Source organism: Spirosoma areae, from assembly GCF_054781775.1.
In genome coordinates, this window is the sequence record NZ_BAAGTT010000054.1 from 61,739 (window position 1) to 86,872 (window position 25,134).

General features: G+C 50.8%; 27 protein-coding genes. 17 read left to right on the plus strand and 10 right to left on the minus strand.

Going from position 1 to position 25,134, the window contains the following annotated elements; all coding sequences use genetic code 11:
- Positions 1-8: 8 nt before the first annotated feature.
- Complete coding sequence (locus ACYVI1_RS30635) at positions 9-1,793, minus strand: OmpA family protein (RefSeq protein WP_460915405.1); 1,785 nt, start codon at positions 1,791-1,793, stop codon at positions 9-11.
- A gap of 244 nt (positions 1,794-2,037) precedes the next feature.
- Positions 2,038-3,633 carry an N-acyl-D-amino-acid deacylase family protein gene (locus ACYVI1_RS30640; protein WP_460915406.1) on the minus strand — a complete coding sequence of 532 codons (1,596 nt, stop codon included), beginning with the start codon at positions 3,631-3,633 and terminating at the stop codon, positions 2,038-2,040.
- Between the two features lie 171 nt (positions 3,634-3,804).
- Here ACYVI1_RS30640 and ACYVI1_RS30645 point away from each other — a divergent pair, with 171 nt between their 5' ends.
- Genes ACYVI1_RS30645 through ACYVI1_RS30675 form a run of 7 tightly spaced genes read left to right on the plus strand, consistent with a single transcriptional unit; the run spans position 3,805 to position 9,037 of the window.
- Positions 3,805-3,999 carry a hypothetical protein gene (locus tag ACYVI1_RS30645; protein WP_460915407.1) on the plus strand — a complete coding sequence of 65 codons (195 nt, stop codon included), beginning with the start codon at positions 3,805-3,807 and terminating at the stop codon, positions 3,997-3,999.
- Positions 4,000-4,001: 2 nt separating this feature from the next.
- Entirely contained in the window at positions 4,002-4,259 is a 258-nt protein-coding gene (locus ACYVI1_RS30650; protein ID WP_460915409.1) for a hypothetical protein, read from the plus strand.
- A gap of 37 nt (positions 4,260-4,296) precedes the next feature.
- On the plus strand, positions 4,297-6,294 hold the full coding sequence (locus tag ACYVI1_RS30655) for a M1 family metallopeptidase (RefSeq protein WP_460915411.1): 1,998 nt from the start codon (positions 4,297-4,299) through the stop codon (positions 6,292-6,294).
- A gap of 48 nt (positions 6,295-6,342) precedes the next feature.
- On the plus strand, positions 6,343-6,585 hold the full coding sequence (locus tag ACYVI1_RS30660) for a hypothetical protein (RefSeq protein WP_460915413.1): 243 nt from the start codon (positions 6,343-6,345) through the stop codon (positions 6,583-6,585).
- Entirely contained in the window at positions 6,564-6,866 is a 303-nt protein-coding gene (locus tag ACYVI1_RS30665) for a type II toxin-antitoxin system RelE/ParE family toxin (protein WP_460915414.1), read from the plus strand. The genes ACYVI1_RS30660 and ACYVI1_RS30665 overlap by 22 nt, the downstream gene beginning before the upstream one ends.
- Positions 6,867-6,869: 3 nt before the next feature.
- Positions 6,870-7,361 carry an NADH-quinone oxidoreductase subunit C gene (locus ACYVI1_RS30670; protein ID WP_460915416.1) on the plus strand — a complete coding sequence of 164 codons (492 nt, stop codon included), beginning with the start codon at positions 6,870-6,872 and terminating at the stop codon, positions 7,359-7,361.
- 8 nt (positions 7,362-7,369) lie between these two features.
- On the plus strand, positions 7,370-9,037 hold the full coding sequence (locus ACYVI1_RS30675) for a hypothetical protein (RefSeq protein WP_460915418.1): 1,668 nt from the start codon (positions 7,370-7,372) through the stop codon (positions 9,035-9,037).
- A 64-nt stretch (positions 9,038-9,101) separates the two neighbouring features.
- On the opposite strand, the gene ACYVI1_RS30680 is transcribed toward ACYVI1_RS30675, so the two are convergent.
- On the minus strand, positions 9,102-10,466 hold the full coding sequence (locus tag ACYVI1_RS30680; RefSeq protein WP_460915419.1) for a M20/M25/M40 family metallo-hydrolase: 1,365 nt from the start codon (positions 10,464-10,466) through the stop codon (positions 9,102-9,104).
- A 159-nt stretch (positions 10,467-10,625) separates the two neighbouring features.
- Between ACYVI1_RS30680 and ACYVI1_RS30685 the strand changes: the two genes are divergently transcribed.
- Positions 10,626-10,901 carry a hypothetical protein gene (locus tag ACYVI1_RS30685; RefSeq protein WP_460915420.1) on the plus strand — a complete coding sequence of 92 codons (276 nt, stop codon included), beginning with the start codon at positions 10,626-10,628 and terminating at the stop codon, positions 10,899-10,901.
- Positions 10,902-10,929: 28 nt separating this feature from the next.
- Here ACYVI1_RS30685 and ACYVI1_RS30690 read toward each other — a convergent pair whose 3' ends face one another.
- Positions 10,930-11,664, minus strand: a complete 735-nt coding sequence (locus tag ACYVI1_RS30690) for a hypothetical protein (RefSeq protein ID WP_460915421.1) — start codon at positions 11,662-11,664, stop codon at positions 10,930-10,932.
- A 315-nt stretch (positions 11,665-11,979) separates the two neighbouring features.
- On the opposite strand from ACYVI1_RS30690, the gene kaiC reads away from it, so the two are divergent.
- From kaiC to ACYVI1_RS30715, 5 genes are all read left to right on the plus strand, one after another.
- A complete protein-coding gene (gene kaiC / locus ACYVI1_RS30695; protein ID WP_460915422.1) occupies positions 11,980-13,692 on the plus strand; it encodes a circadian clock protein KaiC in 1,713 nt (570 codons plus the stop codon).
- Positions 13,693-13,710: 18 nt separating this feature from the next.
- On the plus strand, positions 13,711-14,004 hold the full coding sequence (locus ACYVI1_RS30700) for a circadian clock KaiB family protein (RefSeq protein WP_460915423.1): 294 nt from the start codon (positions 13,711-13,713) through the stop codon (positions 14,002-14,004).
- Positions 14,005-14,008: 4 nt separating this feature from the next.
- Positions 14,009-14,329 carry a circadian clock KaiB family protein gene (locus tag ACYVI1_RS30705; RefSeq protein ID WP_460915424.1) on the plus strand — a complete coding sequence of 107 codons (321 nt, stop codon included), beginning with the start codon at positions 14,009-14,011 and terminating at the stop codon, positions 14,327-14,329.
- Positions 14,326-15,633: a sensor histidine kinase gene (locus ACYVI1_RS30710; protein WP_460915425.1), complete on the plus strand. Its 1,308-nt coding sequence runs from the start codon at positions 14,326-14,328 to the stop codon at positions 15,631-15,633. The genes ACYVI1_RS30705 and ACYVI1_RS30710 overlap by 4 nt, the downstream gene beginning before the upstream one ends.
- 99 nt (positions 15,634-15,732) lie before the next feature.
- Positions 15,733-16,293 (plus strand): cupin domain-containing protein, encoded by a 561-nt coding sequence (locus ACYVI1_RS30715; protein ID WP_460915427.1) that lies wholly within the window; start codon positions 15,733-15,735, stop codon positions 16,291-16,293.
- A gap of 66 nt (positions 16,294-16,359) precedes the next feature.
- Here ACYVI1_RS30715 and lpdA read toward each other — a convergent pair whose 3' ends face one another.
- The gene (gene lpdA / locus ACYVI1_RS30720; RefSeq protein ID WP_460915428.1) at positions 16,360-17,760 is read right to left on the minus strand and encodes a dihydrolipoyl dehydrogenase; all 1,401 of its coding nucleotides are present in this window, start codon (positions 17,758-17,760) and stop codon (positions 16,360-16,362) included.
- A gap of 223 nt (positions 17,761-17,983) precedes the next feature.
- On the opposite strand from lpdA, the gene ACYVI1_RS30725 reads away from it, so the two are divergent.
- Positions 17,984-18,565: a hypothetical protein gene (locus ACYVI1_RS30725; RefSeq protein WP_460915429.1), complete on the plus strand. Its 582-nt coding sequence runs from the start codon at positions 17,984-17,986 to the stop codon at positions 18,563-18,565.
- A 1-nt stretch (position 18,566) separates the two neighbouring features.
- Here ACYVI1_RS30725 and ACYVI1_RS30730 read toward each other — a convergent pair whose 3' ends face one another.
- Positions 18,567-20,747 (minus strand): tetratricopeptide repeat protein, encoded by a 2,181-nt coding sequence (locus tag ACYVI1_RS30730; protein WP_460915431.1) that lies wholly within the window; start codon positions 20,745-20,747, stop codon positions 18,567-18,569.
- A gap of 502 nt (positions 20,748-21,249) precedes the next feature.
- Between ACYVI1_RS30730 and ACYVI1_RS30735 the strand changes: the two genes are divergently transcribed.
- The 3 genes from ACYVI1_RS30735 (at position 21,250) to nth (ending at position 22,835) form a co-directional block, all read left to right on the plus strand.
- Complete coding sequence (locus ACYVI1_RS30735; RefSeq protein ID WP_012930482.1) at positions 21,250-21,849, plus strand: RNA polymerase sigma factor; 600 nt, start codon at positions 21,250-21,252, stop codon at positions 21,847-21,849.
- Positions 21,824-22,075 carry a hypothetical protein gene (locus ACYVI1_RS30740; protein ID WP_460915432.1) on the plus strand — a complete coding sequence of 84 codons (252 nt, stop codon included), beginning with the start codon at positions 21,824-21,826 and terminating at the stop codon, positions 22,073-22,075. The genes ACYVI1_RS30735 and ACYVI1_RS30740 overlap by 26 nt, the downstream gene beginning before the upstream one ends.
- 91 nt (positions 22,076-22,166) lie before the next feature.
- Entirely contained in the window at positions 22,167-22,835 is a 669-nt protein-coding gene (gene nth, locus ACYVI1_RS30745) for an endonuclease III (RefSeq protein WP_460915681.1), read from the plus strand.
- A 36-nt stretch (positions 22,836-22,871) separates the two neighbouring features.
- Here nth and ACYVI1_RS30750 read toward each other — a convergent pair whose 3' ends face one another.
- From ACYVI1_RS30750 to ACYVI1_RS30765, 4 genes are all read right to left on the minus strand, one after another.
- A complete protein-coding gene (locus ACYVI1_RS30750; RefSeq protein WP_460915433.1) occupies positions 22,872-23,291 on the minus strand; it encodes a nucleoside-diphosphate kinase in 420 nt (139 codons plus the stop codon).
- 148 nt (positions 23,292-23,439) lie between these two features.
- Complete coding sequence (locus tag ACYVI1_RS30755; RefSeq protein WP_460915434.1) at positions 23,440-23,787, minus strand: hypothetical protein; 348 nt, start codon at positions 23,785-23,787, stop codon at positions 23,440-23,442.
- A 42-nt stretch (positions 23,788-23,829) separates the two neighbouring features.
- Entirely contained in the window at positions 23,830-24,255 is a 426-nt protein-coding gene (locus ACYVI1_RS30760; RefSeq protein WP_460915435.1) for a hypothetical protein, read from the minus strand.
- A gap of 49 nt (positions 24,256-24,304) precedes the next feature.
- Positions 24,305-24,784 (minus strand): hypothetical protein, encoded by a 480-nt coding sequence (locus ACYVI1_RS30765; RefSeq protein ID WP_460915436.1) that lies wholly within the window; start codon positions 24,782-24,784, stop codon positions 24,305-24,307.
- Between the last annotated feature and the right edge of the window lie 350 nt (positions 24,785-25,134).

A 25,134-nucleotide genomic window follows, 5' to 3' on the forward strand; every position in this document is an offset into this window, starting at 1 on the left:
CAGGTGCTTTATTTCCCCATGATAATGGTAACCCGCCGGTTCTGGGCGCGACCAGCCGGGGTAGCGTTCGACACGACCGGATTCATCTGACCGTGTGCAATGATGCTGACACGACCCGACGGGAAATTGCTCGGCGACTTTTTCTCTAACCACTGCTTCACGGCGAACGCGCGGTCTTCGGAGAGTTGCATATTGCGGTTGGCATCCCCCACATTGTCGGTGTGTCCGTGTACTTCGACCCGCAGGTTGGAGGCCACTATGAGGTCGTTGAACAAGGCTTCCATTTCACGCTGAGCCTGGGGCGTCAGGCGGTTATTACCCGACTCGAAGGCGATATTCCACGACTTCTCCGACACCTTCTGGCGAATGGCATCATCGTTTTTGAACGTGAGTTTATCCGCCGATGCCTGATTGGTTGTTTTAGCGGCTACCGCCTTTAGGTAACTCAGGTCGATCACATCGTCGGCAGCCGGGTAGGTCGGCATTAATTTGGGATACAGCTTTTTGGCTACGTCGCCGAAAACCGTGTACACAATTTTGAACACGTTGGTACTGCCCTGCCCCAGGCCAAATAATTCGAGATTATCGCCCAGATTGTGTACCCGCGAACCACCCAGTTCAACAACCTGCCCCTGCTTATCAGCCTGCGACACACCGTTGTAGTATTTAACCCAGTAGGGACCACTTTCTTCGTTATAGACCTTCGCCGAAATATCGCCCGCTTTGTTCAACGCTGCCGAATAACTTTTAACCTGATCGCCCCCGGTGGCAATGCTGCTGATGAGGTTTTCGACAGTCGGGCGGTTGTCTTCCATCCATTTTTTAATCCCGATTACCACGCAGGGCATTTGCGAGCGGTATTCTTTGGTCGATACAATCGACACCAACCCACCTTTCTTTTCAGCCACCATCACGTCGCCGGGTGTCCAGGTGGCTACGGCGTTGACGGGTACGTGCCGGGTTTCGCCAGTGGGTTTTCCGTTCACGACCACGGCGCGGTCCTCGGCATAATTGGAAATGTATTTCTGAGAGGCATCGATATACGAATCAGCCGCTACGAAGTTCATCGCATCGGGGTCGTAAGTCTTTTCGTCGGGGTTTACCTTGATGTTGTTATCACCACACCATTTGACCACGATGTTCCAGTCGCCATCACGCAGGTAAGCCGCACACAAACCACCTTTGGCCGTCTGCGGATTGTCGCGCCAGGCTGCGGGTCCCATCAGTTTATCCTCGCCCAGCGACTTGCCGCAGGTATACACAATCTGGGCTTTATATTCCGGTCCTAATTTTTCGAGTTCCGGGTTCACACCGGCCAGAAAAGCCGGGGCGCCATCGCCCATAATGGACACAAACTGCGTTCCCTCGGTAGTAGCCGGGTTGGTTTTGTATTCCGACGCGAATTTGATAAGCGAGGCCTGCATCTGCGGCACGTCGTCCTGGCGGGTAAGGTGCAGGTTAACACCATTTTTTGCCATAATCGACCCCTCGGTCGTTTGAGCACCCCCATTGGCGAACAGCAGGCCCATCTGGGCATTCCAGGCCCACAGTTGCCAGCGAATTTCGGGTTTATCGGATTTGGCCAACTGGTCGGTCGGCATGGTTGCCTGAGCAACGGCGGTAGCTGCATTCTGCGGGGCATCGGGCAGGTCGATGCGGCTGATTGTCTGCGATTCGGTTACCTGTTTTTTGGTAACGTAACCACTATCTAAAATAAGCCATTTAAGGCCCCATAACCCACCCAGAATAGCTAATGTCAACAGGATTCGACCTGGTACTGTTAATCGGCTCATTTGTCGTAAAGGTTAAAGCATGAAAAGGGTTATACAAGTTGTCAACAGGGCAAAAGTAGCCGTTTCGATTGTATTCCTGGCAGTAATTCATACGAGTGGTCACCCGATTGGGGAATAGGTTACGGGGAATGACCAGCGGCTACCACTCCTGCTTACAAGGAAATGAAATTCGCCATAAACTATCCAATAAAACCGATACCGGCAATTACAGCAACAATCACCGAATAGAAGAGTATATCATTCATCATTCCTTCTTCTCATACCCCGGCCCCATGAGCAACTGACCCGGTCGCTGACCGTTGTGTTTGCCATGTTCAATAACGGGCGTTCCGTTGACCAGCACCCACGCAATGCCGGTCGCGTAGGCATGAGGCTGCTCGTAGGTCGCGCGGTCGGCGATGGTCTTCTCGTCGAACAGGACAATGTCGGCGGCATAGCCGGAACGGAGCAATCCCCGGTCGGTGAGCCGGAAACGTTGAGCGGGCAGGGATGTCATTCGGCGGATGGCTTCTTCGAGCGGAATGATTTTCCGTTCGCGCACGTAACGACCCAATACGCGGGCATTGGTGCCGTAGGCGCGCGGGTGCGGCATCCCCGACCCCAGTTTAGCCACACCCGCATCCGACGCAATCATAGTATTTGGGTAGCGTAGAATGGTTTCGACGTCGGTTTCCGACATCTTGTGATAGACCATCTGAATCACGTTCAGTTTGGCCCGTTCCATCAGGTCCATGATTAAATCAGCTTCTGTTTTAGGGGTGTTTTTGCGGCCTAATTTCTGGTTGATCTGGCTGATGTTCATACCGTTAAAGGTTGTATCGGGCTTGTAGCTCGCAACAACGGCATAGTCATAGTTTTTACGCAGGTCCTTCTTGAGCGATTCCAGCATTTCGGTCCGAATTTTAGTTCGCGATACCGGATTCCGAAACCGAGCCAGCACGGCCGAATCGCCATCGGCCAATGCCCAGGAGGGCACCATACTCTCCAGCGATGTGCTGGAAGCGGTGTACGGATACTGGTCGACCGTTACGTCCAGCCCTTCGCGCCGGGCGGCTTCCACCAACTCAACGGTTTCGGTGCTTTTACCCCACAGCGGTTTGCTGGCGACTTTAAAATGCGAAATTTCGACCGGAATCCGGGCTTCCCGACTAATCTGAATGGCTTCTTCGATGGCTTGTTTGACGTTCTGCCCCTCGTTGCGGATATGCGAGGCATAGACGCCCCCGTAGCGCGACGCCACTTTGGCTAAGTTGACCACTTCGGGCGTGCGGGCATAGGTGCCGGGTGTATAAATCAGGCCGGTCGACAAGCCCATGGCTCCATCTTTCATGGCCTGTTCAACCAGTGCTTCCATATCGGCCTGTTCGCGGGCGGTTGGCTCCCGAAAAGCCATTTTCATCACTTTCATCCGAACCGAATTATGGCCAATCAGCGAACCGACATTGACGGACGTCGTTAAGAGTCGAAGCGCATCAAAATAAGTGCGTAGGTTGGCGCTCGACCCGCCACAATTGCCCGTTATCACGGTGGTAACACCATCATGAATGAAGTTAGGGGCGCCAGGCTGTGCTTCCAGACTACCTTCTACGTGGGCGTGTACATCCATGAAACCAGGCGCTACAATCAGTCCTGTTGCGTCAATCGTCTGCCTGGCATCGGCGGTTGGTATGGTTCCCACCCGAACGATTCGCCCGTTCTGAATGGCTACGTCGGCATACACCCACGGATTACCGGCGCCATCAATTACCCGGCCATTTCGGATAACAAGGTCATACGGTTGGGCGTAGGTGAGACAGGGAACAATCAGGCCGAGAAGGAGCGCAGGGAAACGGTGTTGCATTGGTTCGGAGAGGATGGCTAAAGAGGACAATCAGCTATCAATATGGATGTTTTTTGGATTGCAACAAAATGTGACTCGCTGCTCGGTGGTCATACTCAGCAGAAAAAAGGATATATGCGCTGGCAATAATTCATATATTTGATCCATGGCCAGTACACTTTATTCCAACCTATGACCGACGACGAATGCAATGATATAGTAGAATTGAAAAGGATTGTATCAGGCTATTTGGCCAATGTGGAGCAACAAATTTTAGAATATAGTCCACACGCTGATAAGGCTATTTTTGATTTCATGATTCTAAAGGCTCGACGCTATCAGCAAACACTAACCGAAATAGACCGACAATTACAAAACGAAGACTAATTATGACTGAGGTACAACGAACAATCAATAGGCTGCTGGCTCACGAAGCGCAGGCCAAGACAGAGCAGGAAAAATCAAAAGCACATATTGAACTACTACGTTACCATTATTTTTTATCAGCAGACGACCAGGACAGCGTTGCCGATGTGATGAAGCCGACCTTAGACGAACTCGCCCAAATCTCAACGCCCCCTGACCCACTGATCCAGAGGGCTGAAGAATTAATTTCCCGTATCAAATCGCGGGTGCCCCAATCCTAACGAGCGGAGTTTATTCTGTTCCTGCTTCACGCATTTCATGAGACGGTTCCTACTTATTTTGCTCCTGCTGGGTTCATTTCTAATGAGCCTTGCTCAGTCTGCGAAGCCCATTTTCCCGACGCCATTAAGTCCGCGTCTGGCCAATTACCAGATTGACGTAACGCTGGACCCGGCCACGAAAAAACTCACAGGCCGCCAAACACTCACCTGGCGCAATCCATCGACTGATGTGATTCGGGAGTTGCAGTTTCATTTGTATCTGAACGCCTTTCGCAATGAAAACTCCACGTTCATGCGCGAGTCGGGCGGGCAGTTGCGGGGTGAAGAGATAGACCGGGATGCCAACGAAAATTCGTATGGGTCCATTGATGTCGTTTCGATGAAGACGCGAGGTGGTGAGTCGCTGGCCTATCAATTCATCCAGCCTGACGACCGTGCAACGGGGGTGCGGCCTTCCGACCGCCGGAATCAGGACGATCATACCGTGATTCGGGTGCCCCTGAGCAAGCCCATTGGGCCGGGCGAAACCATCACGCTGGACATCGTCTTCCGGGCAAAGCTGCCCAAAATATTTGCCCGCACGGGCTTCAGCCGCGACTTTTTTCTGGTGGGCCAGTGGTTCCCGAAAATTGGCGTTTATGAACCCGCTGGCACCCGCTACGCAAGCGTGGGCCAGTGGAATTGCCACCAGTTTCATGCCAATTCGGAGTTCTACGCTGACTACGGGGTTTATGACGTAAACATCACGACCCCGAAAGATTACTGGGTGAGCGCCACCGGGCTTTTCCAGTCGGAAAAACAGCATAAAAACGGCACCAAAACGCTTGTCTATCATGCCGAGGATGTGGTGGATTTTGCCTGGACGGCCTCACCCCACTTTCAGGTTGTTGAGGACAAGTGGAAACGGCCTTCGGGTGGCACCGTCAGCCTTGAATTGGTCATGCAGCCGGAACATCTGCATCAGGCAAAGCGCCACTTAGAGTCGGCCAAAGCCGCCCTGACCTATTTCGATAAACACCTCGGCCGGTATCCCTTTCCGAATCTAACCATTGTTGACCCTCCGCTCCATGCCAGCGGCTCATTCGGTATGGAGTACCCAACGCTCATCACGGCCGGAACTGCCTGGTTCCTGCCCGATGGGGCGCACTTCCCCGAACAGGTGGTAATCCACGAATTCGGGCATCAGTATTTCATGCAGTTGCTGGCGTCCAACGAGTTTGAAGAAGCCTGGCTCGACGAAGGGTTCAACCAATATTACGAAAGCCGGATTATGGACGAAACCTATGGCGTCCGGCAGTCGGTAATCAATTTACTGGGCTTCCAGATGGGCGATATGGAAAGCGGGCGGGATAGCTATGTTCACCAGGATAACCCCGCTCTTGGGTCATCGTTTGGCAATACGTGGCAGTTGCCCGACGGGCAGTATGGCGTGCTAACCTACATGAAAACGGCAACCTGGCTCCGAACGCTGGAGGGCTTAGTCGGTCGGGAGGTGATGGACGAAATCATGCAGACGTATTTTATCCGCTGGAAATTCAAACATCCGAATGCCAACAGTTTCATCGCCATCGTCAACGAAATTGTTCCGAAGCGGCTCGGTCAGAACTGGCCCGTTACCGGGTACGGACCCGACATGAACTGGTTTTTCGACCAGGCCCTCTACGGCGATCAGGTTATTGATTACGAACTCGCTTCGCTGGTAAACAGGCAGGCCGATGGTCGGCAGCAGGCCGTAGTTACGGTGCAGCGCAATGGCGATGGCCAGATGCCGGTGGAGGTGCTGGTGCATTTCGACAACGGCAAAGAAGTTATGCTGTTTTGGGACGGTAAGGGCCGCGAACGCCGGTTTACACTCGCCGAAGGCGCGAAAGTGGCGTGGGCGAAAGTAGACCCGAAGCAAAAGATTTATATGGATACGAACCTCAACAACAACAGCTTAACGCTGACACCCTCGTCGGCTCCGGTGGCTAAATTCGCCACAAAGTTTTTATTCTGGATCGAGAACTGGATGCAATGGCTGGCCTGGCTGGCGTAAGTCCTGATCTTTTTTTCGTATCTTGTCGGTAACTAAGCAAGGAAGCAGATGAGCATTCAGGAAATGAAAAGTAAGATTCATCAATTAGTGGATGACCTTCAGGACGAAACGATTCTGAACGAAGTAAGCCGAATTTTATTGGGAGAATCAGAAAATGACATTCTTGACGACTTGACCGACGAGCAACTGGAGGGGATTGAAAAAGCCCGGGAGGAGATTCGGAACGGTAATTATGTCACACTCGCTGAACATAAACAAAAAATAGAACAATGGCTGTCGGCCCGAAGATAATTGTATCCGCTTCGGCGGAGGCCGATTTACAAAAAGTCATTGAATTTTTAGAAGAGCGGTGGTCGCTTGAATTAGCCATTAAATTCATTGACAGTTATTATCAAAAACTGGATTTAATTGAATCAATGCCGGGGATTGGTTTTATTTCTCAAAAAGATGCCAATGTCAGAAAAGTAAATATTGACAAGTACAATGTTATTTGCTACGAAACAGCTAATGAAATAATAACGATTCTTCGTATTCAGGATAGTCGCGGCAATCCCGCTCAGAACCCGTATTGACTAATGAGCTTTTCTGAAATTACCACACTCCTCACCGAACGGTTTGGGTCTGACATCCAACCCAATACCCAAAATCCACAACCCTATTTCGCCCTCCCAGCAGAACGATTGGCCAAGCTTTGCCAGTTTCTGCGTGATGATGACCGGCTGTTTTTCGACTTGCTGGCCTGCGTCACAGCGATTGATAACGGCCCGGAAATCAGCACGATGGAGGTGATTTATAACCTGACGTCCATTCCTTACGGGCACAATCTGATGCTGAAAGTCGTAGTGCCGCGCACTACCAGCGAAACGAACCTGCCCTCAGTGCCGAGTGTGGCTCATATTTGGCGAACCGCCGACTGGCACGAGCGCGAAGCCTTCGACCTTCTGGGCATCCACTTTGAAAACCACCCCGACCTGCGCCGGATTCTACTGCCTGCCGACTGGGTGGGCCATCCGCTCCGAACCGATTATCAGGAAGAAGAACAGTATCACGGCATAAAAACGAAGTAAGCAACGCAATGAAAAATCTGTATTGGCCCTCGTTTTATTTACTGCTTACTGCCCCCTGCTTACTCCCTGCTGTTTCCAATGCCCAACCCGACTCGGTTATCGTTCAGGGGCGAATCGGGAATTTCACGGCCCGGCTCTACCGCGAATCGCCGACGGTGTTTATCAGCCGGAACAACATTTTGCAGGCGAATCGCGAGTTGGTGCGCCCGGCCCCGCTTAACGCCGACGGGACCTATCGGGTCGCTTTGCCACTGATTTACCCACAGGAAGAACTCTATTTTAACTACGGGCGTATTTCGACGGCGTTTCTGGCCGCTCCCGGCACGCTGAACATCGACTTAGAGGCTGATTCGCTGTTCACGGCGGCTGTACCGTTTAAATTTGGGGGTGTTAATGCACAGGTGAACAGCCAGTTTGCCCGCTATCAGGCATTTGCGGCCAGTTCTACAGACAAGCCCGACAACAAAAAACTATCCGAGCAGGTGGCCGATAACAGCGATGCCGAAACATACAGTACCGTTCTAAAGGCCTACCAAATGCCCTTCCGGCAGTTTACCGCCCGCCAGACACCGTTTCAGTTGGTATCACGCTGGATTCAGTCGGTCAATCGCTACAACGCGGCTGCCTTTGTTTATGACAAAGCCATGTATGAAAGCAATCAGCTACCCGTTTCGCTGACCGACTCCCTTCGTCCCCCCAACGATAAACTATTGACAGCCGCCCGCGCGTCGGCCATGAACCGCTTTGCCGAGTATGCCACCCAACGGGTTATGAATGAATCGACAAACCGCTCCAATAGTCTGTCGGTACGGACACTATCGAGGCTGCTTGAGCGATATGGCAACAATCTGACTGCCGACGAGCGTACCAAACTGGCCGAGTATGCCACCCAAAATACGGCCCGTACATCGGATTTGCGCTTTTTTGACCGGTTAGTCAAACGCAGCCCCGACACACTGCAGCGGTTAGTGAATTACGAAACCCTCATGCAGCGCGGTCGGCAGCAGTTCGACAGTTTGGCCCTTAATTATTTAGCGGCCTATTGGTTAGCCAGTTCTCTGCCCGGTCTGACACTCAATTTCGCCCGACTGCTCTACGACTACGCCCGCCCCCAGGTGAACGACCCCCAACTGGCCCAATCGCTTGATGAATTATATCGACTCGAAGTGAAAGACAGCACCCGCATCCGGGCGGCTATGCAAACGCTGCAAAAAGCCAGTACAGGAACCAGCAATCTGGAAATTTCGCCCAACGTATTCGTCACCCGCGACAGCAATCTGGATGGGTCGGCCCTGCTCGATCGGGTAATCAACGCCAATCGCGGCAAAGTAATTTATGTGTTGCTCACCTCCCCCGCCAACGAAGCCGGGCGGCAGGCCGCTCTCGATGCCCAACGGTTGCGTGACGCCTACAGCCCGCGCAATTTCGCGCTGGTTTATCTGCCCATGCCCGGCGACGATAAATCGCTTTGGCCCGAGATAGCCACTCGCTACAACCTCTCCGGCGACCATCTGCTGCTCACCGACGCGCAGCTAATGGAGGCCGTCGAACGACTGCGGCCTGACAATGAACTATCGGCAACGGTAATTAACCGAACGGGTAAGATCGTCAAGCGAAACGCACCCTTGCCGGGTGATTTTGGGGAAGTGAAGAAAGTGTTGGAAAAGAGTTTGTAGTTAGCTGGCGCACAATTGGTTATGCACAGCCCAAAGTGGCGGTCAGCCAATCATAAACCACAACCTACAAACCATACTGATCCAGCAGATATACCAGCGATGCCATCGAAGCCGCGCCAAGTTCGAGTTCACGCTGGCTGACAGCCTCAAACCGATCAATCGTTGTGTGGTGATAATCGAAATACCGTTGTGAATCGGGTTTAAAGCCAAACAGCACCGTACCGGGTTGCGCCAGGGGGCCAATGTCAGCCCCGCCCCCGCCGGGGCCAATGTCGGTTAGGCCATAAGGTGCCAGCAACGGTTTCCAGCGTATCACCTTTGCCCGTTGCTCTGGTGTTCCAACAATCCCGAAGCCACGCGGGGTGAAGCCGCCGTTATCGGACTCAATAGCGGCTATGTGCTTTTCGTTGTTTTTCTTCGCCAGGTCGGCGTATTGAATGCCCCCGCGCAGGCCGTTTTCTTCGTTCATGAACATGACCACCCGAATGGTGCGTTTGGGCTGGATACCCAGCGTTTTCAGAATCCGCAGTACCTCAATGGATTGAACGCAGCCCGCTCCATCGTCGTGGGCGCCTTCGGCTAAATCCCACGAATCCAGGTGGCCGCCTACAACAATGATTTCGTCGGGTTTCTCGCTGCCCTTAATCTCGCCGACAACGTTGTAGGATTTGGCATCGGGCAGGGTCTCGCAGTTTTGTTTGAAATAAAATGTCAGGCCTGGATTTTCGGCTAATGCCTTGCTTAGCAAATCGGCTCCGTTGGTGCTGATGGCTGCCGTTGGAATCAGGGGAACCCCGGTTCCGTAGCGCATGCTACCCACATGCGGGTTGTCGTCGTGGAGATTGGTCATCGACCGGACAATGGCTCCAACCGCGCCAAGTTTAGCTGCTTCGGTGGCCCCATTGGCGCGTTGGTCAACAGCTCCGCCATAGGCTTCAAAGGTGTTGATTTTGGTGGGGTCCATCGGGCGATTGTAAAAAACAAGTTTACCCTTTACTTTATCAGCACCCAGCGCCCGCAGTTCCGGGAAACTTTTCACCTCAAGGATGCCCGCTTCGACACCGGCTGGCCCGGTTGCCACCGACCCGCCAAGGGCTGCAATGGGCACCGCAATTTTTTGTTTACCCGTTTGAATATATGCTACTTCTTTAGTGCCCCGTATCCAGTGCGGCACCATCACATCCTGCAAAAACACCCGGTCGAAACCCTGCTGTTCCATCACCTGCTTTGTCCAGTCGACAGCTTTTTGCGCCCCCTCCGAGCCGCTCAGCCGTGGCCCAATCTGCTTGGTCAGGTAACGAAGCCATTCGTAGGATTTACCATTGGCCAGCGCTTCGTTGTAGATTCTGCGGATGGCAACAGAGTCGGCGTTTTGGGCATAACCGTAGCCTGCCACCAGGCAAAAAAGGAGCGTAATCGTTTTTTTCATGATTAAGCGGTTGTATCGATTAAAAGGGCAAGGTAGGCAAAAGATGGGTTGTCAGCCAGTTTTTACGAGATAATGGCTCTAATCAGGTTAGTTGTAGCCAGCGTTTGTGTGGACATAAAGATGCATTTGTCCTTATTTTTCTTCACCTTAGATTTACCGATGTCGTACCGCCAAATTATTACCCGCGAACTCGAGGTGGCCTTCTCCAGAAACGCCCAGCCCATTTGGTTTCGCCTGGCCAAATACCTGGTGCTGGGCGTGCTGCTGTATGTGTATTGGAACACATCGACTCTGTGGTTGTGGCTGGGCATTAGTACCGTAGCCGGATTGATTCTGCACATCTGGTATCGCTATCAGACCAAAGGCTGGACCCGTAGCTATGGCGGCTGGAATTACGAGAAGAACAAGCCCAGGCAGCATAGGAAAATTCAGTAAAGAGTCGCTAACGCAGCATCCAACTACGCTACTCCGGCGTCAATCCATTTCTTGCCTGAATAACCAATTGCCGAATTGAAACCAGATGCCCAAACAGTACAATCGGAACGACTACGCCTGGCAACCCAACAAACGGAAACTTCAATACCCCCACATTAGGCTGCTCGAAGGCGAGCTGCTGAAAGGGAACCGGCGCCGATAGGACGGCGAGTGCCACAATGTTAATGAGCAGCAGCAACGCCAGTATATGCCAGACTACTAATTTTCGGCGGTTAGACGAACTGGAACGGGTTGCCCAGCCACCAGCCAATGGAGCTGTGAGACCAGCCAGTATATCCAGATTCCGGCCAGCAAACGTCATCAACTCAGGGATCTGGTCATACATAAATAACCCAAATAACACTAACTCAACCGGTATTCGAACGACGTTCAGATACGTTAGGGTGCGGATAGGCAACCGGTCGATGACCCGACGCCCTCCGGGGGCCAGAAACAGGACGGCAATCAGCGTGAACGGCGGCAGGATTATCAACAGAAAACGGGGTGGAACGGCGTTAATCTTCAGAAAAAAATCGGTTGAGGCCACTTCCAGAAGCAGCGTGATCCAAAGCAGCAGGCCCAGCAGAATTCGCCCGGCGTTACTGGGTGCTGCCAACCGGATCGCGCGGTAAAATCCGGCCAGGGTAACGAGCAGGACAAGGCCGAAACAGGCCGACAGCCAAATAGGTGGGTTATCGTAAAGATGCGTGAGATTGAGCGGCATAGCTGCGTGTTTTTGACGTGCAGGGCAAAAGTAGTCCCCTCACAATCACCCATGCAACCCGCTCGGCAGCGATTTTGATGAACGCTCTCAATTCCATTAACGACTGATGGGGCAGTAGTTGGTTGTCGAAATCACTTTCTGAACGCTACAGGTCGATACCAGCTAACTATGACGGTTTCCTCCACCGGCTGCTGGTGCAGGCCGGGTATTCATGTGACCAGGAGTTTCAGGGCCTTTATACAAAAAAAACCAACTATTCTGTACTTTTAGAAGTTGTAGATGTCGGGTTAGTAGCTGATTAAATTTTGATGATAAATGAACCCTGAACCACCCAAAGACCGTAATGAGGCTGTGCATGCATTATCCAAATCGCCAACCGGCATCGTTGGGCTGGATGAAATAACGGGTGGAGGGCTCCCCAAAGGCCGGCCAACACTTGTTTGTGGGGGCGCAGGCTGCGGAAAAACGCTGTTCTCCATGGAGTTTTTAGTGCGGGGGGCACTTGAGTTTGGCGAACCCGGCGTTTTTATAGCTTTTGAGGAGAAAGTCGACGAATTAGCCCTCAACGTAGCTTCCTTAGGGTTCGACCTCCAGCAACTTCAGCAGGACAGGCTGATTAAAGTCGATCATATCCGTATTGAACGCAGTGAAATCGAGGAAACCGGCGACTATGATCTGAATGGGCTATTTATCCGGCTGGGCTATGCCATCGATAGCCTGGGCGCAAAGCGGGTTGTGCTGGATACCATAGAAAATCTATTCGCCAACCTGAACAATGAGGCTATTCTGCGGGCCGAGTTACGGCGGCTTTTTGAATGGCTCAAAGAAAAAAAAGTGACTGCTATCATTACCGGCGAACGGGGAGCCGGTACGCTGACGCGGCATGGTCTGGAAGAATACGTTTCGGACTGCGTTATTCTGCTGGACCACCGCGTCGATAACCAGATTTCGACCCGGCTGCTGCGGATTGTCAAATACCGGGGTTCGATGCACGGCACCAATGAATACCCATTTCTGATCGATGAGGACGGCATTTCTGTTCTGCCCGTTACCTCCCTGACGTTAGATCATGACATTTCAGACCAGCGGATACCGTCTGGCATTCCGGCATTGGATAAAATGCTGGATGGGAAAGGTTTTTTCAGGGGAAGCAGCATCCTCGTATCCGGGACGGCTGGCACCGGCAAAACCAGCATTGCCGCCAGTTTTATCCACGAGACCTGTTTGCACAATGAGCGTGCCCTGTTTTTGGCCTTCGAAGAGTCGCCCCAGCAAATTATCCGCAACATGCGATCCATTGGCTTTGACCTTCAGAAGCACGTCGATGCAGGCTTGCTGACGGTTCATGCCTCCCGGCCTACGCTGAACGGCCTGGAAATGCACTTAGTGGCTATTCATAAACTGGTCAGGGAGTTGAAGCCCCGTGTGATTGTTCTGGACCCCATCACGAATTTAGTGACAGTGGGGACGATGAGCGATGTGAAATCCATGCTGATTCGGCTGATTGATTTTTTACAGGCCGAACAGATAACCGTAATGTTTACGGCCCTTACCCGGAATACGGTCGTTACGGAACAGGCCGATGAAGGTGTGGCTTCTTTAGTTGATGCGTGGCTGCTGGTTCGGGATATCGAATCGAACGGCGAACGCAACCGGGGTTTGTACCTGATGAAGTCGCGCGGTATGAAGCACTCCAACCAGGTGCGCGAATTTGTGATTACAAGCCAGGGGCTGGATCTGGTGGATGTATTCCTAAGCCCCGATGGAGTACTGACAGGTTCGGCCCGGCAGGCTCAGCAATTGCAGGAGGTGACCGGGGTTGCCCTGCGCGATCATGCCATGAGCCGCAAAGACCGCGAAATCGAACGGAAACGCTTAGTGCTGGAGTCAAAAATTGCGGGCCTGAAAGAAGAGTTTGAATCCCTACAGGAAGAACTCAACAAAAGCTATATCGAAGATGAATTGCGAAAAGATATTATGGAAAAAAACCGTGAGCAGCTAATCCGCAACCGGCATAAAGAAGATTGAATAACAGTCAGTCAATCAATGAAAGAAACAGAATCACCCTGGGAATTGCGGCTCTATGTGGCCGGTAATACGCCGAAGTCAAATCTGGCGCTGATTAATCTGAAAAAGTATTGTGAGCAGTATTTGAAAAATAAATATGTCATTGAAGTGATTGATTTATTGGTGCATCCGCAATTGGCTGAAGGCGACCAGATTCTGGCCGTGCCGACGTTAGTTAAAAAAGTGCCCGAACCGATTCGGAAGATTATCGGCGACTTATCGAACGAAGAAAAGGTATTGGTGGGGCTGAACATTCGGCCAGCGAAAAAATAGGCGAATGGAACCACATCAAACCGAAGCGAACCATCCAGACGACGGTCAGCCGTATCAGTTGCATCTGTTTGTTACCGGGGCTTCGGTCAATTCAGTGCGGGCCATCACCAATCTGAAACACCTCTGTGAAACCTACTTAGCTGGCAAGTACTCGTTAGAGGTCATTGATGTCTATCAGCAGAAGGACGTTGCCGAACAGGAGCAAATTATTGCGCTGCCCCTGCTCATCAAACGCCAGCCCCTGCCCGAACGACGGCTCATTGGCGACATGTCGGATACAGAAAAGGTACTTAAAGGATTAGGGCTTTCTTATCAACAGGAATGAACGGGCTAAAAACCTACGAGGAACTTCTGGCCGAAAACGAACGCTTACGCTGGCAATTGGAGGAGGCTACCGAAACCATTCAGGCCATCCGCACCGGCCAGATCGACGCGCTCATTGTTGAGGGGAAAGAAGGGCATGAACTCTACACGCTGAAAACGGCGGATCAAACCTTTCGGGTTTTTATCGAAACCATGAACGAGGGGGCCGTGACCCTGAGCGAGGACGGACTCATCGTGTACTGCAATTCCATGTTTGCCTCAATGGTCGAACGACCCTCGTCGCAGGTGATTGGCTTACCCTTCGACCACTTTATAACCCAGGATTGCCAGGCACTTTACCAGACTATGTTCAAAAGCGGATGGAACGAGAAACGAAAGGTGGAACTTGCCCTTACCAGCAGTACGGGCCATAGCGTTCCCTGTCTGTTTTCAGTAACAACAATGGCGTTGGAGGAAGGCACTTCGCTCAGCGTGATCCTTACCGATCTAACCGCACAGAAAGAAGCCCAGAAGCGAATGCGGTCGAACAACGAACAATTGAAAAAATCGAACAACGCGCTGGAAATCAGTAATAACGCGCTCCACCTGTCGAATGCCAACCTACAGCAGTTTGCCTACATAGCCAGCCACGACCTGCAGGAGCCACTGCGTAAGATTCAACAGTTTGGCAGCCTGTTGAAAATGCGTTATGCCGCCACCCTGGGCGAAGAAGGCACAAACTGGCTTGAACGAATGGAAGGAGCCGCCCTGCGGATGTCGGTACTTATCCGGGATTTGTTGGCCTATTCCCGCCTGACAGTTCCCATCGAAGCCTTTGTTGAGCAATCATTAAACAAAATTGCTGGCGATGTGCTGAGTTTACTGGATACACTCATTCAGGAGAAACAAGCTACCCTGGAAATCGGCGACTTAGGAACCGTACCCGGCGAAGAGTTGCAATTAGCCCAGGTGTTTCAGAACCTGATCACGAACGCGCTTAAGTTTGCCAGGGCGAACGTGCCGCCCGTCATTCACATTAGCCGCCAAACGGTGAGCCGGGCCGAATTACCGAGACAGTATCAGCCACTGAACACCCATCAGTTTTTCTGTGCCATCCGGGTAAGCGACAACGGCATTGGGTTTGATGCCCATCAGGCCGAGCGCATCTTTGGCACGTTTCAACGGCTGCATGGGCGAAGCCAGTATCCCGGAACGGGTATTGGCCTGGCTATTGTTAAGAAAGTGGTCGAAAACCATCAGGGTTACGTAATTGCCCAAAGCCAGCCCGATCAGGGAGCGACGTTTACGGTGTATCTCCCCATTTGAGGAAACATAAACGTATTTTTCCGCTTACTAAAACCTTTCTCCGCTTTCGGCATGTCTGGTTGTATCTTAGACACGTTCACTAATTAGATCTGTCTATTCATGAAGCGTCGTACATTTATCCAGACAACCTTATTGGCTACGCCCTTCGCGGCAACGGCTCCGTTTCAGCCCAAAACGGAACGATCGCCCAAAGGGTTTAAAATCAAAGCCGGTGAAGGGCGCTATCATGGTCATATTCAACTGAAGGGGGTCAATTCAAACATTCAGGACGTCAAAGTGTCGGGTAAAGACACCAATGGCGATTTGGCCATATTTGAACAAACCTCGCTGTCACCCAAACGTGGAACGCCCCTGCACATCCATCCTCATCAGGACGAAATTTTTCATGTTCAGGAAGGTGAATACCTGTTTCAGGTTGGTGATGATAAGTACCAGCTTAAAGCCGGAGACAGTATTTTTCTGCCCCGAAAAGTTGCCCACGCCTGGACGCAGGTAAGCGACAGGGGGCGAATGACGGTGATTGTTCAACCGGCCGGAAAGCTCGAGGAGTTTTTTCTGACAATGGCGGGCTTGCAGAGCGAACCGACCAAAGAAGAAATGGTCAAACATTTTGCCGACCATGAGATGCAGGTAGTTGGGCCACCCCTGAAAGTTGACTAACTCAATCACTGAAAACGCCCGTCCACTCTACAGCAGACGGGCGTTTTTTGATTCTTTTCAGGGAAATTACATATTAATCGCCCGGTTGTCTGTGGCGGCTAAGCAGGCTTCTTTGAAGGCTTCGGTGTAAGTCGGGTGTGCGTGCGACATGCGGGAGACATCTTCTGCCGAGGCCCGGAATTCCATGGCCATAACGGCTTCGGCAATGATGTCGGCAGCACGGGCGCCAATGATGTGAACGCCCAGTATCTCATCGGTCTCTTTATGAGCCAATACCTTCACCAACCCATCAATGTCCATACTTGCCCGCGCCCGGCCAAGTGCCTTGAAGGGAAAGGAGCCAACCTTATACGGAATTCCTTCCTGCTTTACTTCTTCTTCGGTATAGCCCACTGCAGCCACTTCGGGCCAGGTATACACCACGCCGGGAATCAGCCGGTAATGAATGTGGGGTTTCTGACCAACAATGGTTTCGGCAATAAACGTCCCTTCTTCTTCAGCTTTGTGGGCCAGCATCGCCCCGCGAATCACATCGCCCAGCGCGTAGATGTGCGGAACGCTGGTGCGTAAGTAGTTGTCTACCTCAATCTTGCCTTTGCTGTCGGTTTGCAGGCCAGCCGCTTCGAGGTTAAGGCCATCGGTGTAAGGCCGCCGACCAACCGATACTAAGCAATAGTCGCCGGTAAGCGTGATCTTATCCCCTTTGGGTGTGTCGATGCTGACCACGACTTCTTCGCCTTTATTCTCAACATTGGTAACTTTATGACTGAAATAAAACTCAGTGCCAAGTTTCTTCATGGCCTTCTGAAGTTCCTTACCCATCGTTTTGTCCATTGTTGGAATCATCGAGTCGAAAAACTCCACAAACGAAACTTTCGCACCAAGCCGGGCATATACTGACCCTAATTCGGCCCCAATAACGCCCGCGCCAATCACAATCAGGTGTTTTGGTATTTCGGGCAGGTTCAGGGCTTCGGTCGACGTGATGACCCGCTTCTTATCAATCGGCATCGATGGAAACGACGACGGTTTCGAGCCGGTCGCAATCACAATATTCTTGCCGTTGATGATCTGCTCCGAGCCATCGTCTTTAGTGATTTTGATGGTATGTGGGTCAACAAACGAACCCACACCGTGCAGTTCGTCAATTTTGTTTTTCTTCATCAGGAAGGTAATTCCCTTGGTAGTCTGGTCAACAACGCTGGCCTTTCGGGCAAGCATCTGCGCCAGGTCTACCTGCAAATGGTCCAGTTTTATCCCATGCTCGGCAAAGGTGTGAGCCGCATTGTAAAAATGCTCCGAGGAGTCGAGCAGCGCTTTCGATGGAATGCAGCCGACGTTGAGACAGGTGCCGCCCAGGGTTGGGTATTTTTCAATAATGGCCGTTTTCAGTCCGAGTTGAGCACAACGGATGGCTCCGGTATAGCCGCCCGGCCCTGAACCAATGAAAATCACATCGTATTCCATGAAACAGTTGTTCTTGAGTTTCGGGTTTTAGGTTTCACGTCTTAAGTTCCTGTTGGCTTCTTCGATAAACCTGGGCCTTGTACCGTAAAACCTGAAACCATTATGAAGAAAGCATTGTGAGTGCAAATTTGGTTCAGAAATTGATTACCTAAACCGATTTGTAAAAATTCGTGTTGGTGGTTTCGTAAGGCCCTTTTCATTTGAGGTCGTTTTGTCCCGATTTATGCGCTTCGCTTATCCCCTTCTTGTGTTTATCTCGCTGGTAATCAACGGTTGTAATGATCCCAACCAGCAAAATCAGCCGAACGTTTATTACGATGTGTCAGGATTTGTGAAGCAGCAAATTGCCAGCCTCTCCGTTCAGAAACCGCCTGTAACTAAGATTGTTTCCCTGAACAACAGCCACAATCAGCAGAACACCCGCGACATCAACTGGAACCGGGAACTGGAATTGTTCATGCAGGCCGACATTAACAAGCCCGCTCTCCGCAGCAGCTATCAAATTTCACGGCCTGATTCGCTGACATTTCAATACACGCTAAAAAATTCGGAAGAACGACTGACGGTTCGGTCGCTGATGGTGAACGTCGATTCGGTAACGCATCGACCGCGCCGGATTGAAGCCGTTCTGCAAACAAATAATCCACTGTATTCATCCGAGCGGCATCTGCTGTTAGAGAGCGGATTAGCCAGGCCAGACCAGGCAAGCGGGCAATGGCGTGTGCGGCATTATAAACTATCGGGCTTCCAGAAATTACCTTATTTCGACAAAAACTCATTTCTGGTCGAAGGGCGATTGCCCTGAATCAGGCCGTTGCTAAATCCGGCGATACGGGCAGGATGAAAATAAAAGTTGTCCCCTGGCTGGGGTCGGAATGAATTTCATAGCGCCCCCGAATCAAATCCATCCGTGCCTGAATGTTATGCAGGCCCATGCCCGTTGCGTCAGCCGGGTTCATGCCGCAGCCATTATCTTTCACAATCATATTCAGTTCGTTGTTGAACCGCCGAAACAGAATATCAGCCTCCGTGGCTTCTGAATGCCGGATAATGTTGCTACAGAGTTCAATACAAATTGAATACAGATTAAACTCAGTTGTTTTGCCCAGGCGGGGCAGTACTGCATTGTCTAATCGGAAGGTAATGTTCTGGGTAAGGTTGAGTTTGTTGATCAAGCGTGTCAACGCTTCCGACAAGCCTTGCTTTTCCAGTTCATCGGGCTGCAAATTGTGAGATAAATAGCGTATTTCTGCGAACGCTTCTTTACTCATATTCAGCAGATTATGATAAATTTCCTGCTCCCGTTCAGCCATTTTTGCGGGATTCAGGGCCGACAAGCTGGCTTTTATAGCCGCCAGCAACCCACCCAGACTATCGTGTAAATCAGCGGCCATGCGCTTTCGTTCGAGGGTTTGTCCGCGCAGGAGCGCTTCTTCAATCTCCCGGTTTTTAGCCCGTAGCTGATCGTTAGCGAGCTTTAACTCAATGGTTCGGGCCAGTACTTTATCTTCCAGGTCATGATTGAGGGCTTCAATTTCCCGCTTCTGACGATTAATTAACCGATTTTTCCGGTAATAAACCGCCACAAACCCAAGCAGCATGGCCAGGCCCCCAACCAGAATGATCCGCATCAGGCTTGCCTGCTCAATGTCATGACTAAGCCGGTCAATATGCGCTCGCTGCTCTAAGCGGGTTTTCTGAGATTCGGCCCGAAGGCGCTCAGTTTCAATTCGTTGTCGGAGTTGGTTCAACCGGGTTTCGCCCGCCAACTGGTCACGCTCCGATTCGGCCCGCAGCCGGTCAAGTTCGGCCTGCCGACGCACATTAATTAATTGCTGCTGCTGAATAAACCGCTCTTTTTCGGCCGCCACCCTGACCTGGTTAATATCATATTTTTTCTTAACCGCCGACAACTCTTCGACTCGCCTAAGGGTTGTCAGGCTATCACGCAGCATACTGTATTCTTCATACATAGCCAAAGCCTGAGTCGGCTGATTGGCCAGCCGATAAGCCCGGTAAAGCGATTGAGTCGCCATCTGCCGGATGCGGTTATACCCCGCTTCGCGTGCCACGGCCACGGCTTTTTCGCCAAATTCTATGGCCAGTAAAGGTTGGTTGGTTAGCGTATAACATTCGGAAAGCCTTGCCCAAACGGCGGCCTGGCCTGGCCGGTCCTGAAGCTGAGTCCAGACGGACAACCCTTCTTCAAAAACCCGGATAGCCTGCTCAGGTTGATGCCGACTAATAAAAAAATCACCCAGCCGCTCGTCAGCGTAGGCCAGATTAACCTGTGAGCGCGTATCGAGCGCAATTTTTCGGCTGGTTTCGTAGTGTTGACGAGCCAGTTCATACTGTCCCTGGATTTCGTACACCTCGCCTATTTGCGTAATGACCTGACTGGCCAGGAGTGTTCGGTTTTTGGGGGTTAGCAGCGTATTATAACCGAGGAGCGTTTGTGAGAGTTGATAACTCGTCAGTGCGTTGTCGTACTCTTTCAGAAGTACATAAATATCGCCCATGTTCATCTGAACCTGCCAGCGGGGAGAGCTTTCCCGCGGTAGTTTAGCGCACAAGAGCAACGCCTTTTGATTGATGCTTAATGCCTGCGGATAATTGCCCTTTATCGTTCGCAGATAATGCTCCTGAAACATCATACCGCGCACTTCATATAACGTGTTGCGAAAGAGCCGTGCCTTTTCTTCTAACTGCCTGGCGTACAAATAACTACTGTCGCGCTGCTGCCCACGCATTTGCTTAAACACAAGGGCCATAAACCGAAGCCCTTCCAAACGCAGGGTGTCGTTCCGGCGACTCTTTGGCAACCGATTGGCTATTTGGCGGTGAAGGCGGCCTAAAGAGAGCAGGCTATCCATATAAGCGGCATTGCTCCGCCGGTCGAAGTTCAATTCCGGCAGTTTAGGACACGATTGCCCCAGGCTGGTATTCCACCAGCCGAGTATCAGGATGCCAAGCCAAACCGCCCTCATAGGTATCTGCTAACCTTTTACAAAGTCGATATGAGGCACTAAACTACTTATTTAATGCAGTAAATCAAGGCATTAGGGTAACTATAACATTATGACTATCAGCCTACCCGGTCGTGGGCACTGGTTAAGTCAACAGAAAGAACGTTAGCAACGATTAACAGGCTACTACAGAAAGAGCTACCGGCGGCTGATTAAAAAATTTGACTTATAATTAAACGGATGCGGCTCAATTAGAATCTATACACCGCTATCAAACGTAAGTACAATAATTTCTATGAATAAGCTATGTTTGGTAAAAATAGAAATTTCAGTATTTTTCCTTGTTAAAAATAGAAATTTTTAGAGGAAAAAGACCATTTGGCAGATTTTTTGCAGGATTTATTTGGATTTAAGCCGAAAAGTTTCTTACTTTTAAGGCTGTTTTCAATAAATCTCCTAAAAAACATAAAACCACGCACACTATCGGAACACAACTCTACGTTACCTAATTGTCTTACTGAAAATGGAAAAAGCCCAGGTAAACGACAGTGAGTTGATTTCCCTGTATATCCGTGGTAATGAAAAAGCCTTTGCTAAATTAGTGCAACGGCACAAATCGAAAATTTACACCACTATCTATCTTATCGTAAAAGATCAGTACATAGCGGAAGACCTGATGCAGGACACGTTCATCAAAGCCGTGGACACCATCAAGTCGGGTAAATACAACGAGGAGGGAAAATTTCTACCCTGGATCATCCGAATTGCTCACAACTTGGCAATTGACTATTTCCGAAAGGATAAACGCTACCCCAGTGTGGTGTTTGAGGACGGAAGCAGTGTGTTCAATACGCTTGAATTTGCGGAGGATTCAGTCGAATCGCTCCAGATTCGGCAGGAGACACACGAGCATTTGCGCGAATTGATTCAGCGATTGCCGGAACAACAGCGTCAGGTGCTTATTATGCGGCACTACGAGGAAATGAGTTTCCAAGAGATTGCCGATGCGACCGGCGTCAGTATCAACACGGCTTTGGGACGTATGCGTTATGCGCTGATTAATCTGCGCAAACAACTGAGCAAACGTTCGCCGAGTTATGATAAAAACATTTACCCAAGATGATGTAGTCCGGTATGTCTATGAGGAGACCTCCCCCGAGGAAAACCTGCTCATTGAGGACGCTCTTATGTCTGAACCGGAATTAATGACGTTCTTCCTCGAAGCTCTCGAATTACGGGCTTTGATGAACAAAATAGAACGCCAGCCCCGCCCTGATACGGTTCAGGCTATTCTGAATTATTCAAAAAATTATCCGGCAAACCCACCTGTTCGTCTACGACATTCGTAGCGGACAGATGAGTTTGTTATTTCCTGTAGCGCGGGTGAGAACCCGTGTAGCATATGGCTATACGAATTCTCACCCGCGCTACATGACCACTATGCTCAAAAAAGAACGCTTCCGCCGTTTTTTAGACTACTTCACGCAGCATTATCCCGAACCTCAAACGGAACTTAATTTTAGCAATCCCTATGAATTGCTGGTTGCCGTAATTTTATCAGCGCAGTGTACTGACAAGCGCATTAATCAGATTTCGCCCGCCCTGTTCGCACGCTTCCCGGAAGCCCAGTCACTGGCGGCTGCGTCGGTTGACGACGTATTCGTGTATATCCGAAGTGTGTCCTATCCCAATAACAAAGCCAAACACTTAGTGGGGATGGCTAAAACACTTATGGAGAAATTTGACGGAGAGATACCGGCAACAGTCGATGAGTTGCAAACGTTGCCGGGTGTAGGCCGTAAAACAGCCCATGTGATTTTATCAGTCGTGTACAACGAGCCGACAATGGCCGTTGATACGCATGTTTTCCGCGTTTCGCATCGGCTGGGGCTGGCTCCATTAACAGCCACTACGCCATTGGCGGTTGAGAAAGCCCTGATGGCACATATTCCAACCCACTCTGTTCACAAAGCCCATCACTGGCTCATTCTGCATGGACGCTACGTCTGCGTAGCGCGTTCGCCCAAATGTGAGATTTGTGCGCTGCGGGAATTTTGTAAATACTATGAACGAGTCGCTGGTGGTCAGTCAATCGTTGTGAGTAGTTGAGGCTTACCCTTATTGACTGAGCCCACCAGCGACTGTTTAGTACTGCTCCATACCCGCAAAGAAGAAACTGCCTTCTATCTGGGCATTTTCATCCGAATCGGACCCATGAATGGCGTTAGCTTCCAGCGACTTAGCGTATAGTTTCCGGATGGTTCCTTCTTCGGCCTGGGCCGGATTGGTAGCACCGATTAGTTTACGAAAATCAGCTACCGCATTTTCTTTTTCCAGAATCATCGGAACGATGGCCCCCGATGACATATAGGCCCGCAGGTCATTATAAAAAGGGCGTTCGCGGTGAACAGCGTAGAATTCGCCCGCTCGTTCGCCCGTCAGTTGCGTTTTTCGGATGGCTACAATGCGGAAACCCGCTCCTTCAATTAGTTTAATAATTGCTCCTGTGTGCCCGGCCTCTACGGCATCGGGCTTAATCATGGTGAATGTACGGTTCGTTGCCATTCCTGCTGGTTATATCCAAATTTTATTTGGCCGCAAAGGTAAGGACTTTTATGGTAGCGACGAACGGAATCCCCCAGAAAGCTCATTAAGACAACCCCTATCACTCACTAAATCGGGCGATAGGGGCTGGATTGTGTTTCGTACTTTATTAGTTCAGTTCAATAGTCCGGCATTGACCCTCCAAAACATCGACTTCTGCATTGAACGACTGGCCCGTAGCTGTTTTAAATTCAAACTTGTGCGTACCGGGCGTTACCTGAGTCGTGAGCGAACCCGGTTCACCACATGCTGGCGCTACTGTGCTGGCTTTAGTTAAGGTGCCAACGAGTTGGCCGTCCACGTAGCAGTTCGGTTTTAACGCGTTGATGTCTGACCGTTTTGTCCAGAACACTATACTGGTATTGGGTACAACATCACGCTCTTTTTTACAGGCAGCCAGCGAAAAAGTAAAGAACAAAGCAACAAGGATTGCACAGAGAATCTGATTTGTTTTCATTGGTTTTGATGGTCTATAGGATAAAAATGGATAGTGTGGTGCTTATTTGCGTTTGGCCGTAAATCGGAGTATGCCCTTAGGATGGTCAAGTCCTACTTCTACTACGCCGTTAGCATAGGAACCGATTTTTTCCGAACCGTTGTACACCTCAATAGCGCGGCCTACTCGCTTCAATTCAAAATTGCCGTAGTCGTCTACCGTATCCGACTGACCGCTGTTCGATTCATTAAAAAGCATAGTAGCCTGGCTGTCAGCTATGTAGCCGAACGAAATTTGAATGCGCCGACCAGCAGGCAGGTTTTGGGGAGATTCATTGTTGTAGCGATACTGTGTCACGACATAGTCGCCCGCCAGTTCAGCGGCTGGCGGAACGGCGTTAGCGGGGGCAATATCGGCCTCTTTCTTACTGCACGAAGCAAAAATGGATAGAGCAACCAGGGCAAACAGGGCATTACGAAGCGTTTTCATTGAATGAATTGGTTTGATTGTGAGAAAAGTGAATTATTGACGTATTGATTTAAATGATGACGACCTCGTAGCGAATTTGCCGGGCCGGTGTTGGTCCTGACTCGCACCGCAGCCAGGCACGACCGTTAATTAATTCGGTAGTTGCTTCACACGTGCCCGGAGTTGAGACACTGACGATAGCACCGTTGCCCTCGCGGAGTGAAGCCGTTAACTCGCCTTCATCCGCCTGAACAGTTACCCGAATGAGCAGGTAAGGCAACCAGGAAGGCAGGTCTTCAAAAAGGCCAATCATTACGGAGCCGGTCAACTCGCCGATTTTACCCGTGCAGATGCCATTGATCTCACTGTTATGGTAGGTCAGCTTCCGTTCTTGTTGTGGATGGCGAAGCCGCCCCGTCGTGGCTTCCCACTCGATGACGGGCAGGCTTGAATGCCCCACTTCAGATCCAGTTGACTCGGGCGAATCAGCCCAAACGACCGACGTGCGCTGGCCGCTCAAAAACTGTTTGACTGTGTTAAGGATAGACATGACTCGTGGCGATTTAGACGAGAACCAGACCTCTCAAATCGTCTGCCCCGCTGTTCGGTTTGGACGATGCAAAGGTGGCAGGTCGCCAGGGGGCTAAGCAAATTTTTGACCCATACAAAAGCCCTACAAGCCAGAAGAGTGAGCTATACAAATGCTATACAAGTAAAAATAGTTTTAATCTAAAAAACTGACTTTCAGTGTCTTATTCAATAATTATCACTTTTATTGTTTTTCCGGCTAAAACCGATAATGGAGATTGCGGGCTTCATTACATTGCTTTTTACGAGCCATTCCGTTACCAAAGTAAGGCTGTCATTTCCCGGTAAAGTATTGTCGAAACCACCAGATTA

Coding starts and splice junctions, on each gene's coding strand:
- ACYVI1_RS30635 (WP_460915405.1), bottom strand. CDS start 1,793: ATGAGCCGATTAACAGTACCAGGTCGAATCCTGTTGACATTAGCTATT.
- ACYVI1_RS30640 (WP_460915406.1), bottom strand. CDS start 3,633: ATGCAACACCGTTTCCCTGCGCTCCTTCTCGGCCTGATTGTTCCCTGT.
- ACYVI1_RS30645 (WP_460915407.1), top strand. CDS start 3,805: ATGACCGACGACGAATGCAATGATATAGTAGAATTGAAAAGGATTGTA.
- ACYVI1_RS30650 (WP_460915409.1), top strand. CDS start 4,002: ATGACTGAGGTACAACGAACAATCAATAGGCTGCTGGCTCACGAAGCG.
- ACYVI1_RS30655 (WP_460915411.1), top strand. CDS start 4,297: ATGAGACGGTTCCTACTTATTTTGCTCCTGCTGGGTTCATTTCTAATG.
- ACYVI1_RS30660 (WP_460915413.1), top strand. CDS start 6,343: ATGAGCATTCAGGAAATGAAAAGTAAGATTCATCAATTAGTGGATGAC.
- ACYVI1_RS30665 (WP_460915414.1), top strand. CDS start 6,564: ATGGCTGTCGGCCCGAAGATAATTGTATCCGCTTCGGCGGAGGCCGAT.
- ACYVI1_RS30670 (WP_460915416.1), top strand. CDS start 6,870: ATGAGCTTTTCTGAAATTACCACACTCCTCACCGAACGGTTTGGGTCT.
- ACYVI1_RS30675 (WP_460915418.1), top strand. CDS start 7,370: ATGAAAAATCTGTATTGGCCCTCGTTTTATTTACTGCTTACTGCCCCC.
- ACYVI1_RS30680 (WP_460915419.1), bottom strand. CDS start 10,466: ATGAAAAAAACGATTACGCTCCTTTTTTGCCTGGTGGCAGGCTACGGT.
- ACYVI1_RS30685 (WP_460915420.1), top strand. CDS start 10,626: ATGTCGTACCGCCAAATTATTACCCGCGAACTCGAGGTGGCCTTCTCC.
- ACYVI1_RS30690 (WP_460915421.1), bottom strand. CDS start 11,664: ATGCCGCTCAATCTCACGCATCTTTACGATAACCCACCTATTTGGCTG.
- kaiC (WP_460915422.1), top strand. CDS start 11,980: ATGAACCCTGAACCACCCAAAGACCGTAATGAGGCTGTGCATGCATTA.
- ACYVI1_RS30700 (WP_460915423.1), top strand. CDS start 13,711: ATGAAAGAAACAGAATCACCCTGGGAATTGCGGCTCTATGTGGCCGGT.
- ACYVI1_RS30705 (WP_460915424.1), top strand. CDS start 14,009: ATGGAACCACATCAAACCGAAGCGAACCATCCAGACGACGGTCAGCCG.
- ACYVI1_RS30710 (WP_460915425.1), top strand. CDS start 14,326: ATGAACGGGCTAAAAACCTACGAGGAACTTCTGGCCGAAAACGAACGC.
- ACYVI1_RS30715 (WP_460915427.1), top strand. CDS start 15,733: ATGAAGCGTCGTACATTTATCCAGACAACCTTATTGGCTACGCCCTTC.
- lpdA (WP_460915428.1), bottom strand. CDS start 17,760: ATGGAATACGATGTGATTTTCATTGGTTCAGGGCCGGGCGGCTATACC.
- ACYVI1_RS30725 (WP_460915429.1), top strand. CDS start 17,984: ATGCGCTTCGCTTATCCCCTTCTTGTGTTTATCTCGCTGGTAATCAAC.
- ACYVI1_RS30730 (WP_460915431.1), bottom strand. CDS start 20,747: ATGAGGGCGGTTTGGCTTGGCATCCTGATACTCGGCTGGTGGAATACC.
- ACYVI1_RS30735 (WP_012930482.1), top strand. CDS start 21,250: ATGGAAAAAGCCCAGGTAAACGACAGTGAGTTGATTTCCCTGTATATC.
- ACYVI1_RS30740 (WP_460915432.1), top strand. CDS start 21,824: ATGATAAAAACATTTACCCAAGATGATGTAGTCCGGTATGTCTATGAG.
- nth (WP_460915681.1), top strand. CDS start 22,167: ATGCTCAAAAAAGAACGCTTCCGCCGTTTTTTAGACTACTTCACGCAG.
- ACYVI1_RS30750 (WP_460915433.1), bottom strand. CDS start 23,291: ATGGCAACGAACCGTACATTCACCATGATTAAGCCCGATGCCGTAGAG.
- ACYVI1_RS30755 (WP_460915434.1), bottom strand. CDS start 23,787: ATGAAAACAAATCAGATTCTCTGTGCAATCCTTGTTGCTTTGTTCTTT.
- ACYVI1_RS30760 (WP_460915435.1), bottom strand. CDS start 24,255: ATGAAAACGCTTCGTAATGCCCTGTTTGCCCTGGTTGCTCTATCCATT.
- ACYVI1_RS30765 (WP_460915436.1), bottom strand. CDS start 24,784: ATGTCTATCCTTAACACAGTCAAACAGTTTTTGAGCGGCCAGCGCACG.